Raw genomic sequence first — 12036 nt, 5'->3', positions numbered from 1 at the left:
ACAAAACACACTATCTCCTTAATTTTATCTCATATCTCATACATCCTACTCATTACTGCGGACTCCCTTGTCCATAGTCCATACTCCCTACTCCCTACTCCCTACTCCCTACTCCCTACCTCACCACCCTCACCACCGTCCGGTCCGACACCAGCGGCAACAGCCGCGCCATTGTCCGCGCTGTCACCGCCACGCAGCCTTGCGTCGGTGTGAAGCCTGGGCGCGCCAGATGGAAGAAGATGGCGCTGCCGCGGCCGCGCCGGCGCGGCGCCATGTTCCAGTCCAGCACAAGGCAGGCGTCATAGAGGCGGTCGTCGCGCCGCATTCGCTCATGGCTGGCGCCATAAGGGATTTTCACCGGCCGGTTGTAGTTGCGGTCGTCCGGCACCTCGCACCAGCCGAGATCGGCGCCGATCGGCGCCATCGCCAGCCGGGTTTTGCGGCCGGCCGCGAAATGATCGCCCCGAAAATATCCTGACAAAATCCGCATCTCGCCAAGCGGCGTCGCACCGTCGCCTTCGCGCTTGTTGGCCGAGATGCCGCCGCGTCCGAGCGCACAGGCAAACACCTTGCTGCCGGCCTGCAATATCCCCTGGCTGGGGTTGCCCGGCCTCGCCCGAACCACCAGCACACGCAGCCTTTTCGGCAAAATTGCGCCGGCTGCATTGCGATCGCGTTTTTTCTTGTATGATCGTGTCACGGAACAAATCACTGTGTCGGACTGTTGCGCCGGTCAGCTTCCGCATAAATGGGGGGCGGTCAACTGAAAATTCTTTTCAAAACAATGGATTGATCCATGACATCACGTACCATTCTGATCGTTGACGATGATGACGACCTGCGCGGAACCCTCGTCGAGCAACTGGCCCTTTACGAAGAATTCGACGTCTTGCAGGAAGCGACCGCCGCCAAAGGCGTCGCCGCGGCGCGCGGCGGGCTCATCGACCTGCTCATCATGGATGTCGGGCTGCCCGACATGGATGGCCGCGAGGCGGTGAAGATCCTGCGCAAGGGCGGCTACAAGGCGCCGATCATCATGCTGACCGGCCACGATACCGATTCCGACACAATTCTGGGCCTCGAGGCCGGCGCCAACGACTATGTCACAAAGCCGTTCCGCTTCGCCGTGCTGCTCGCCCGCATACGCGCACAACTGCGCCAGCACGAGCAGAGCGAGGACGCCACCTTTTCGGTCGGGCCCTACACGTTCAAGCCCAGCCAGAAGCTTCTGATCGACCAGCGCGGCGGCAAGGTGCGGCTGACCGAGAAGGAAGCCTCGATCATCAAATATCTCTATCGAGCCGACCAGAAGGTGGTGACGCGCGACGTCCTGCTCGAGGAAGTGTGGGGCTACAATTCCGGCGTCACCACGCACACGCTGGAAACTCACGTCTACCGGCTGCGCCAGAAGATCGAGCGCGATCCTTCCAATGCTGAAATTCTTGTGACAGAAAGCGGCGGCTACAAGCTGGTTCCTTAAACTTTTCATTGTTCAATAAGCGGTCGGGGCGGGACTGTTTCGGGGAGGATCCGGCTGGGGGAGCCTGGATCGGCCCGCTGCGCAGATTGAAGTGTTAGAGCGTCCTTTGCGCGTCCAATTGGACACGCGGCGCTCTAAAGGAGGGATTGGACTGACCGTTCGGGGACGCAGCTAGAGATGGCGCTGGATGACGACATCCGCATCCTGTCCGCCGTGAAGCTCTTTGAGGGTTTCACGCAGGAACAGCTGCGCCTGCTCGCCTTCGGCGCCGAAGCCACCCATCTGCAGGCCGACCGCAAGCTGTACCGCGAGGATGACGAAGCCGACTCAGCCTATATCGTGGTCAGTGGCCGCATCGTGCTCTACCGCGAGCATGACGGCGACCGCATCCCGATCGGCACCGCCGGCCCCGGCACGATCCTCAGCGAACTGGCGCTGATCGCCGACTCAAGACGGCTGACCAGCGCCTCAGCCGAGACCGATTCGGAAGTGATAAGGTTGAGCCGCAAGATGTTTCGCCGCATCCTGGAGGAATATCCCGAGGTGGCGGTGAAACTGCACCAGCGCATCCTCGATGATTTCCAAGCCATGATCGCCCGCATCGAGAAGCTGGCGCCAAGGTTTGGCGGGTAGGTCCCCGCGACCGCGCTCACGCTTGGGTGTGTCGAGATTCAGGTCAGGCCGAGTCGAAAATGGCTGATACCGAGAACCGGAGCGTATTCAAAGTACGCACCGGAAGCGCAGGTATCGGCCATTTGCAGGCCGGCCTCACCTGAATATCGGCACGCCTAATCCAGGTCGAACCGCGCAATCACCGGCACATGGTCCGAGGGCCGCTCCCAGCCACGCGCCTCTCGCAGGATCCCATAGCCGGCAAAGCTCGGCACCAGGTTCGGTGACGACCAGACATGGTCGAGCCGGCGGCCGCGGTTCGAGGCTTCCCAGTCCCGCGCGCGATAGCTCCACCAGGTGTAGAGCTTCTGCTCTGGCGGCACGTCGAGCCGCATCAGGTCGACCCAGTCGCCGGCGATCCGCATCGCGTCGAAATTTTGCGTCTCGACCGGCGTGTGGCTGACGACGTTGAGCAATTGCTTGTGCGACCAGACATCGTGCTCCTGCGGAGCGATGTTGAGGTCGCCGACCAGGATCGAGGCCGACACCTCGTCATGCGCGGCGCGGATGGCGTTCATCTCGGCAACGAAATCGAGCTTGTGGCGGAACTTGCGGTTGATCTCCGGATCGGGCTCGTCGCCGCCGGCCGGCACGTAGAAATTGTGGACCAGGATTGCCTTGCCGCCGGCCTGCACCTTGACCGACAGATGCCGGCTGTCATCGATCTCGCAGAAGCGCCGTTTCTCGACAATCTCGATCGGCCGCCGCGCCACCGTCGCAACGCCGTGATAGCCCTTCTGGCCATGGAATGCGATGTGCTCGTAGCCGGCCTTGCGGAACGCCTTTTCCGGAAACAGCTCGTCGGGAACCTTCGTCTCCTGCAGGCAAAGCACATCGGGCGCCTGCTCCGTCAGCAGCCGCTCGACGATCGGCATGCGCAGGCGCACGGAGTTGATGTTCCAGGTGGCGATGGAGAAGGGCATGCGGCGGTCCGAACAAGGTCGCCGATCTACTGCCAGCCGAGCGCCACAAACACAAGCCAGCCTTTGCGGGCGGCGGCCCTGATTCAGGTCAGGCCGAGTCGAAAATGGTGGTCTCCGAGAACCGGAGCGGAGCGTACTTAAACCACGTGAGCACCGGAAGCGCAGGAGATCGCCATTGGCAGGCCGGCCTCACCGCATCTAGCGCTGGTTGGTGTTCAGCTCGCGGTTCGCCGCATAGTCGATGGCAAAGGTGTCCGCAGGGAAGCTGACGCCTTCCTTGGTGTTGTAGATCATCACCGTGGTGTCCTTGCCCTGCGCGTCGGTGATGGTCCACTGGCGCAGATCATAGGATTTCGGATCGAACATCATGGTGATCTTCGAATTGCCGAACACCGACTTGTCGGCAAGCTGGATGGTGGTGAGGTCGCTCTCTTCCTTGATCGATTTCACGCGGCCCCCCGAGAGGTCGATCTTGGTGTCGAGCAACAGCTTCAGCGGCGTCTTCGACAACGGATAGAGATCGGACGTTTTCAGCCGCTTGTTGAGGATGACCACCGACTTGCCGTCGGAAATCACCCGGAAATTCGACTTGCCGTCATAGTTGAAGCGAATCTTGCCTGGCCGCTCAAGGAAGAACTTGCCGCCGGTCTGCTGGTTGTTGGGGCCGAACTGGACGAACTCGCCGCTCATCGATTTGACCGAGGAGAAATGGTCGGCGATCTTTTGCGCCGTCGGCGGCACTGCCGCCTGCGCCGAGGCCAGGAGCTGGAACCCCGGCACGACGTTGATGGCCGCGGCGCCGGCAAGCATCAGGCCAAGGCCGAGCAACTGGCGACGGTTTGGAGCGAAATCGCTGATCGCGGAAAGATCGTTTTTCATGCCGGTCACTCTCGTGTGGTGTGTGTCTCGTTGCAGTCCGTGGACCCCCAGTTAGACTTAAGTTTGGCGGGCCGGACAGCGCTCAGTCGCTGTAACGCGCCAAAAGGTTCAAGGTTGCCGCCGGGCCGTATCGGCTGATCAGAACTTGTCGTCCTCGGTCGGCACCAGGATTTCGCGTTTGCCGGCATGGTTGGCCGGGCCGACAATGCCTTCCTTCTCCATCTTCTCGATGATCGAGGCGGCGCGGTTGTAGCCGATGCCGAGCCGGCGCTGGATATAGCTGGTCGACGCCTTGCCGTCGCGCAGCACGACCGAGACCGCCTGGTCGTAGGGATCGTCGGAATCCTCGAAATTGCTGTTGCCGCCACCACCAGCGCCGCCCTTGCCCGACGGCTCGTCATCGTCCTCGCCGTCATCCTCGGTGATGGCGTCGAGATATTCGGGCACGCCCTGCAGCTTCAGATGGGCGACGATCTTCTCGACCTCGTCGTCGGCGACGAACGGGCCGTGCACGCGCTGGATGCGGCCGCCGCCGGCCATGTACAGCATGTCGCCCATGCCGAGCAGCTGCTCGGCGCCCTGCTCGCCCAGAATGGTGCGGCTGTCGATCTTCGACGTCACCTGAAAGGAGATACGGGTCGGGAAATTGGCCTTGATGGTGCCGGTGATGACGTCGACCGACGGACGCTGCGTCGCCATGATTACATGGATGCCGGCCGCGCGCGCCATCTGTGCCAGGCGCTGCACCGCGCCTTCGATGTCCTTGCCGGCTACCATCATCAAATCGGCCATCTCGTCGATGATGACGACGATGTAGGGCATCGGCTCAAGATCGAGGTTCTCGGTCTCGTAGATCGCCTCGCCGGTCTGGCGGTCGAAGCCGGTCTGCACGGTGCGCGAGATTTTTTCGCCCTTCTTTTCAGCCAACTGCACGCGCGCGTTGAAGCCGTCGATGTTGCGCACGCCGACCTTGGACATCTTGCGGTAGCGGTCCTCCATCTCGCGCACCGTCCACTTCAACGCCACCACGGCCTTCTTCGGGTCGGTGACCACCGGGGTCAGCAGGTGCGGGATGCCGTCATAGACGGAGAGTTCGAGCATCTTCGGGTCGATCATGATCAGCCGGCAGTCCTGCGGCGTCAGCTTGTAGAGCAGCGACAGGATCATGGTGTTGATGGCGACGGACTTGCCGGAGCCGGTGGTGCCGGCGACCAGCACATGCGGCATCTTGGCGATGTCGACGATCACCGCCTCACCATTGATGGTCTTGCCCAGCGCCAGCGCCAGCTTGGACTTGGTCGTCTCGAAATCGCGGCTGGCCAGGATCTCCCGGAGATAGACGGTCTCGCGCTTGGCATTCGGCAATTCGATGCCGATGGCGTTGCGGCCGGGCACCACGGCGACGCGGCAGGCAATCGCGCTCATCGAGCGGGCGATGTCGTCGGACAGGCCGATGACGCGCGACGATTTGATGCCGGGCGCCGGCTCCAGCTCATAGAGCGTGACGACGGGGCCGGGCCGCACCGCGATGATCTCGCCCTTGACGCCGAAATCCTCCAGAACGCCTTCGAGCAGGCGCGCATTCTGCTCCAGCGCGTCCTTGGACAGGCTGGCGTCGCGCACCACGTTCTTCGGCTCCGACAGGAAATGCAGCGACGGCATTTCGAATGTTTCCGAGCCAATCAGCGAGGTCTGCGCCTCGCGCTGGACGCGCGCGCCCGGAGCGGGACGCGGCGCAGGTGCGGCGACGCGGGTCGCTGCATCGGAGCGGAAGTTCTGCACCTTGGCGTTCGTCGCGGCACGGCGCTGGACCGGCTCGTCGTCGAGTTCGACCTCCTCGTCGCCATTGTCGAAACCGGCATCGAGGACGTCGTCATCGTCCGGATCGACGGAAACGCTGCGGTCATTGACCATGGCGGCGAAGAACTCCGGCTCGACGCGGGCGCGGCCATCCGGGCTCATCCGCGCTTCGGCGAATTCCGCCGATTCGACCCGTTCGGCGGCGCGGCGCCATGCGGTGGAGCGCTGCTCCATCTCCGGCTCGAACTCGTCGCGCTCCTGCTGGCGGCGCACAGCCCGGCGATGCATCCAGGCGCGGAAAGACAGCCACCAGTGGGTAACGGCGCCGAGCGCCAGTATCCCCTCGTCGCCCTCGTCCTCGTCTTCGTCGAAGAGCAGGTCGTCCTCTCGGGGATCGGGCTCCGCGGTGCGCTCCATGACGGCAAAGCCGTTCTTGCGCGCAATCAGCGCCGAGCCATAGGCAAACAGCCACAGCGCCGGCGCAATGAGCACCATGGCAATGATGCTGGCAACAATGCCGGTCGGGTAGCCGCCAATGACCAGGCCCGGAATATTGAGCACCATGTCGCCGAACACGCCACCGAGGCCGGTCGGCAACGGCCACGTCTTGGGCGGCACCACGCAGCCGGCCATCGCCGCCGCGAGCAGCGCGAAGCCGAACCAGGCAAGGCCGCGCTTCGGCAGCCTATCGACGCCGCGCGCCGAAAACAGAAGAAAGCCCCAGATCACCGCCGGCACCAGGGCGGCAACCGCGGCAAGGCCGAAGAACTGCATGGCGAGGTCGGAGAATACCGCGCCCGCATAGCCCATGGCGTTGGTGACGATGTTGTCGGTGGCGTGCGAGAAGCTGGGATCGGCGACGTTCCAGGTCGCCAGCGCCGCGACGCCAAAGGCGACCAGCGCAAACAGGCCGGCGCCGACCAGCCGCCCGACCTGGCGCCGCGCGAATGCCTGGATGCCGTGCCCCGTATCGGTCAGCGCGAGCGGTGCTAAAGCCCCTGAACGCATGCTTCGTTCCCCGTCTGTCATGGCTGGCCGGGCGCATGACGCACTCCGGCAGATTCGGATGTCAGACTATCGGGGGGAAGGTTAAGGCCGCATTAACTATACGCACCCAGAGCCACGATCTTGCTCACTCCACTGTAGGCAGTCTCACCGGTTCGGAACCAATCCGGTCGACGTCTCCCCGCCGGCGGCCATCACTAGAACGTGATTGCGCAGGGACCGAGGCCGGCCAGCACGGTTGCCAAAAAGAGAGGCCCGGAATGACCCGGGCCTCAAAGCGTGAACTCCTTTCGGGAGCGTCACGACGGGATGGGAGAATGCGGGGCGGCCGAGGCCGCCCCGCAAGGCTTACGAGTGGTAGGCCGCTTCGCCATGCGAAGTCAGGTCGAGGCCTTCGCGCTCGGCGTCGGCTGTCGGACGCAGACCGATGATCAAGTCGACGACCTTGTAGAGGATTGCGCTGCCGATGCCCGACCACAGCAGGGTTACCAGGACGCCTTTGCCCTGTGCCAGGAGCTGCGTGGCCGTGCCGGCATAGCCGGCGGCGAAGTCGGCCGTCGAATAGTCGACGATGCCGGCGCCGCCGAGGGCGGGATTGACCAGAATGCCAGTGCCGAGCGCACCGATGATGCCACCGACGCAGTGGACGCCGAAGACATCGAGGCTGTCATCATAGTCGAACGTGTTCTTCACCACCGAGACGAAGAAGTAGCAGACGAAGGTGGCGACGATGCCAAGCACGATAGCGCCCATCGGGCCGGCAAAACCTGCAGCCGGCGTAATCGCGACGAGGCCGGTGACCGCGCCCGAAACAGCGCCGAGCATGGAGGCTTTGCCGCGCAGCAGCGATTCAAGCACGATCCAGGCCACTGCCGCCGCCGCCGTGGCGACGAAGGTGTTGATCATCGCCAGCACCGCATAGGCGTTCGCTTCGAGGTTCGAACCGGCGTTGAAGCCGAACCAGCCGACCCACAGCAATGAAGCGCCGACCATGGTCAGCGTCATCGAGTGCGGCGCCATGATGTCCTTCTTGTAGCCGATGCGCTTGCCGATCATCAGCGCGCCGACGAGACCGGCAATGCCCGCATTGATGTGAACGACCGTGCCGCCGGCGAAGTCGATGGCGCCGAAGCTGAAGATCAGGCCGGACGGGTCGGCATAGGCGCTCGGGCCGCCCCAGAACCAGACCATGTGCGCGATCGGGAAGTAGATTAACGTCACCCATAGGATAACGAAAAGGATCAAGGCGGAGAATTTGACGCGTTCGGCGAATGCGCCGACGATCAGGGCGGGCGTGATGCAGGCGAAGGTCATCTGGAAGACGACGAACACCAGTTCAGGAATGGCGACGCCCTTGCTGAAGGTTTCCGAAAGCGTCGATACGTTGACGCCGGAGAGAAACATCTTCGAAAGGCCGCCGACGAAGGCGTTGCCCGGGGTGAAGGCGAGGCTGTAGCCGTAGAAGACCCAGATGATCATGACCACGCTGGTGATGGTGAAGACCTGCATCAGCACTGACAGCATGTTCTTGGTACGAACCAGGCCGCCGTAGAAAAGCGCAAGGCCGGGAATGGTCATCAACAGCACCAGCACGGTGGAAATCATCATCCACGTGGTGTCGCCCTTGTCGACGGTAAAAGCCGGCGCTGCTGGCGCTGCCGCCGCGACGGCGGGAGCCGCCTCCTGCGCGAAGGCAGCAACCGTGCCCAATGCTCCGAGCGCTAAGGAGCCCAGCAGCGCGGAGCGCGCCACTGACTTCAAGGTGGAAGGTATATTCATTGAACTCTCCATTGGAATACGTGTTCGCCGCTCAAAGTGCGTCGGTGTCTGTTTCGCCGGTACGGATGCGCACCGCCTGATCGATGCCGAAGACGAAGATCTTGCCGTCGCCGATCTGGCCGGTCTTGGCCGCCGCCGTGATGGCTTCGACGGCCTTGTCGACCAGGTCTGTGCTAACCGCGACTTCGATCTTGATTTTCGGCAGGAAACTGACCGCGTATTCCGCCCCGCGATAGATTTCCGTGTGTCCCTTCTGACGCCCGTAGCCTTTGACTTCGGTGACGGTCAGGCCCTGGATGCCGACGGCGGTGAGCGCTTCGCGCACCTCGTCGAGCTTGAACGGCTTGATGATTGCCATCACGATTTTCATAAGGTTTCACCCTTTGCTGTTGCGGTCCCCCGCGTTTGCACACCTTCACCGATCCCAAAAAGCCCGGAGAGTGCCCAACAGGATTCAAGCTCCGTGCCAGTTGCCGAAGCAGGGTGTTAACTCATTGTAAACAAACGGATCGCTCGAGTCCCGGCTCCACGGTGCGCACTGTCAACGGACAGTCACTGATTAAAAAGTAGGCAATTTTTCGAAAATGCCTATTCCGCAGGCGGCCGCTTCAGCCGGATCAGGCCTTCCTGGGCAACCGAGGCGATCAGCGTGCCGTCGCGGGCAAACAGCGAGCCGCGGGTGAAGCCGCGCGACCCCTGCGTCGAGGGGCTGTCCTGCGTGTACAGGATCCAATCATCGAGCGGATGGCTGCGATGGAACCACATCGCATGGTCGAGGCTCGCCGCCTGGATGTCGCGGTCGAAAATGGCGCGGCCGTGCGCAAAGGTCGAGGTGTCGAGCAGCGTCATGTCGGAAAGGTAGGCAAGCACCGCCGCCTGGATGCCGCGGTCGGCCGGCACCGGGCCGGTGGTGCGGATCCAGATGTTCTGCTGCGGCTCCAGCTTTTCGCGGCTGGTGTAATGCTTCAGCATCACCGGCTTCATCTCGATCGGCCGGTCACGCTCCCAGTAGCGCTTGATGCCGTCCGGCACCGCCTCGCCGAACTTGCCCAGCAATTCGCGCTGCGACAACAGGCTGTCGGGCGGCGGCACGTCGCGCGGCATCGGCAGCTGATGCTCAAGGCCAACCTCGTCCTGCTGGAACGAGGCTTCCAGCGAAAAGATCGCCTGGCCGTGCTGGATCGCCACCACGCGCCGCGTGGTGAAGGAGCCGCCATCGCGGATGCGGTCGACCTCGTAGACGATCGGCACCTTGGTGTCGCCGGGCCGCATGAAATAGCCGTGCAGCGAATGCACGTGGCGCTCGGGCTCGACGGTGCGCTGCGCGGCGACCAGCGCCTGGGCGATGGTCTGGCCGCCGAAAACGCGCTGCCAGTCGAGCTTGGGGCTGCGACCACGGTACAGATTGTGTTCCAGCTGCTCGAGGTCGAGAATGCTGAGAAGCTCGTCCATGGCCGCCGTCATGCTTCGTGACCTCGCCGTAAGATGCTATGGCGGTTTCCGACAGGAATGGCGGGCAGTCAAGGCCGGAATGCCCCAATGGGCGGGAATGGTCGAGACTTCGAAAGGAATTGACATGGCGAACCGCAACCCGGACGCAAAAACCCCGCTCGACGTGCTGGTCGCTGGCGCCGGCTATGTCGGCCTCGCCGCCGCCGTGTCGCTGAAACAGGCGCGGCCGGGCCTCGCCGTGGCGGTCGTTGATGCTGCCCCCGCCGGCGTCTGGCAGAAGGACCGCCGCGCCTCGGCGATCGCCGCCGCCGCCTGCCGCATGCTCGACCAGCTCGGCGTCTGGCAGGAAATCGTCGGGCAATCGCAGGCGATCACCGAGATGATCGTCACCGATTCGCGCACCGCCGATCCGGTGCGTCCGGTGTTTCTCACCTTCGATGGCGAGGTCGCGCCGGGCGAACCGTTCGCCCACATGGTCGCCAACAAGGACCTGAACAGCGCCTTGCGCCGCCGCGCGCAAAAGCTCGGCATCGACATCATCGAAGGTGTCGCGGTCGCATCGTTCGACGGCAATGGCGCCGGCATCACCGTGCATCTGGCCGACGGCGCGGCGATTGAGGCGCGGCTGCTGGTCGCCGCCGACGGCGTCAATTCCAAATTGCGCGACATGGCCGGCATCAAGACGGTGAAATGGGAATATGGCCAGTCCGGCATCGTCTGCACGGTGGCGCATGAGCGCCCGCACAATGGCCGCGCCGAAGAGCATTTTCTGCCGGCCGGCCCGTTTGCAACGCTGCCGCTCAAGCCGACCGAGGACGGCACCAACCGTTCGTCGCTGGTCTGGGTCGAACGTTCCGAGGATGCCGAAAAGCTGGTCTCGGGCGACGACCTCGTCTTCGAGCAGGAGCTTGAATTGCGCTTCGGCCTGAAGCTCGGCGAAATCCGCGTCACCGACAAGCCGCGCGCCTGGCCGCTCGGCCTGACCATCGCGCGCGCCTTTGTCGCCCCGCGCATCGCGCTTGCCGGCGACGCCGCGCACGGCATCCACCCGATCGCCGGCCAGGGCCTCAATCTCGGCTTCAAGGATGTGGCGGCCCTTGCTGAAGTGGTGGTCGAGGCCGATCGCTTGGGACAGGATATCGGCGCGCTCGACGTGCTCGAGCGCTACCAGCAATGGCGCCGCTTCGACACGGTGCAGATGGGCGTCACCACAGATGTGCTGAACCGGCTGTTTTCCAACGACATCGGCCCGCTGCGCCAGCTCCGCGACATAGGCCTCGGCCTTGTCGAACGGATGCCCAGGCTGAAGGAGTTCTTCATCTGCCAGGCGTCGGGGTTGTCCAACGGCACACCACGGCTGCTCAAGGGTGAGGCGATTTAGGCCGGGAATGAGTGCCGCTTTGTCATAGACGCGGCTCGGCTCCTGACATCAGCCGCGCAATGTTGGCGCGGTGGCGCACGATCACGTAGATGCCGCCGGCGATGACCAGCAACCGGTAGGGCAATGGTTGTCCCATGCCGCCGACGAGGGCGATCGCGGTGAGCGCCGCCAGCATCGAACTCAGGGACACAATTCGGGAAACTGCCAACACCACGGCAAATGCCGTCGCCGCGCCTAGGCCCACAGGCCAGGACATCGCCAACAAAACACCCAACCCCGTCGCAGCCGATTTGCCGCCGGTGAAATTCAGCCAGATCGAACGGCTATGCCCAAGCAAAACAGCGAGTCCGGCCAGGCATACAATCCAAGGAGCCCAAACGGGCATATCAGATATTGCCGACGGCGGCGTTGCGGAGGACCAGAAACAAAACCAACGGGCAAAGATGACCGCTGCCGCCCCTTTCAGCACGTCCACCAGAAGCACCACCAATGCTGGCCATTTCCCGAGTGTGCGCAATACATTTGTCGCACCGGTGGACTTGGAGCCGTGCTCCCGGATATCGATGCCCTTAAGCAGTTTCCCCGCCAGATAGCCGGCAGGCGTAGAGCCGATAAGGTAAGCGGCAGCCGATCCTGCCACGCTCGCTATCCAGAATGACATGCGG

General features: G+C 63.4%; 11 protein-coding genes. 3 read left to right on the top strand and 8 right to left on the bottom strand.

Annotation, left to right across the window (positions count from 1 at the left end; all coding sequences use genetic code 11):
* Window positions 1-115 precede the first annotated feature (115 nt).
* Entirely contained in the window at window positions 116-652 is a 537-nt protein-coding gene (locus NKI32_RS27355) for a L,D-transpeptidase family protein (RefSeq protein WP_196815082.1), read from the bottom strand.
* A gap of 144 nt (window positions 653-796) precedes the next feature.
* On the opposite strand from NKI32_RS27355, the gene NKI32_RS27350 reads away from it, so the two are divergent.
* On the top strand, window positions 797-1480 hold the full coding sequence (locus NKI32_RS27350) for a response regulator transcription factor (protein ID WP_023670493.1): 684 nt from the start codon (window positions 797-799) through the stop codon (window positions 1478-1480).
* Window positions 1481-1657: 177 nt separating this feature from the next.
* Window positions 1658-2113, top strand: a complete 456-nt coding sequence (locus NKI32_RS27345) for a cyclic nucleotide-binding domain-containing protein (protein ID WP_023670494.1) — start codon at window positions 1658-1660, stop codon at window positions 2111-2113.
* 155 nt (window positions 2114-2268) lie between these two features.
* On the opposite strand, the gene xth is transcribed toward NKI32_RS27345, so the two are convergent.
* From xth to tesB, 6 genes are all read right to left on the bottom strand, one after another.
* A complete protein-coding gene (xth, locus tag NKI32_RS27340; RefSeq protein ID WP_353004513.1) occupies window positions 2269-3075 on the bottom strand; it encodes an exodeoxyribonuclease III in 807 nt (268 codons plus the stop codon).
* A 198-nt stretch (window positions 3076-3273) separates the two neighbouring features.
* Window positions 3274-3954 carry an outer-membrane lipoprotein carrier protein LolA gene (locus NKI32_RS27335; RefSeq protein WP_023670496.1) on the bottom strand — a complete coding sequence of 227 codons (681 nt, stop codon included), beginning with the start codon at window positions 3952-3954 and terminating at the stop codon, window positions 3274-3276.
* 138 nt (window positions 3955-4092) lie between these two features.
* On the bottom strand, window positions 4093-6762 hold the full coding sequence (locus NKI32_RS27330) for a DNA translocase FtsK (protein ID WP_353004511.1): 2670 nt from the start codon (window positions 6760-6762) through the stop codon (window positions 4093-4095).
* A 345-nt stretch (window positions 6763-7107) separates the two neighbouring features.
* On the bottom strand, window positions 7108-8556 hold the full coding sequence (locus NKI32_RS27325; RefSeq protein WP_373420142.1) for an ammonium transporter: 1449 nt from the start codon (window positions 8554-8556) through the stop codon (window positions 7108-7110).
* Window positions 8557-8569: 13 nt separating this feature from the next.
* Window positions 8570-8908 carry a P-II family nitrogen regulator gene (locus tag NKI32_RS27320; RefSeq protein ID WP_023670499.1) on the bottom strand — a complete coding sequence of 113 codons (339 nt, stop codon included), beginning with the start codon at window positions 8906-8908 and terminating at the stop codon, window positions 8570-8572.
* Window positions 8909-9126: 218 nt separating this feature from the next.
* Entirely contained in the window at window positions 9127-10002 is an 876-nt protein-coding gene (tesB, locus tag NKI32_RS27315) for an acyl-CoA thioesterase II (protein WP_023687727.1), read from the bottom strand.
* 112 nt (window positions 10003-10114) lie between these two features.
* Here tesB and NKI32_RS27310 point away from each other — a divergent pair, with 112 nt between their 5' ends.
* On the top strand, window positions 10115-11371 hold the full coding sequence (locus NKI32_RS27310; RefSeq protein ID WP_353004508.1) for a ubiquinone biosynthesis hydroxylase: 1257 nt from the start codon (window positions 10115-10117) through the stop codon (window positions 11369-11371).
* A gap of 22 nt (window positions 11372-11393) precedes the next feature.
* On the opposite strand, the gene plsY is transcribed toward NKI32_RS27310, so the two are convergent.
* A complete protein-coding gene (gene plsY / locus NKI32_RS27305) occupies window positions 11394-12032 on the bottom strand; it encodes a glycerol-3-phosphate 1-O-acyltransferase PlsY (RefSeq protein WP_353004506.1) in 639 nt (212 codons plus the stop codon).
* Window positions 12033-12036: the final 4 nt, after the last annotated feature.

This window comes from Mesorhizobium sp. M0761 (assembly GCF_040320205.1).
Taxonomy (GTDB): Bacteria; Pseudomonadota; Alphaproteobacteria; order Rhizobiales; family Rhizobiaceae; genus Mesorhizobium.
Note: the sequence above shows the minus strand (reverse complement) of the source record. Positions and strands in the feature narration are given on the sequence as shown.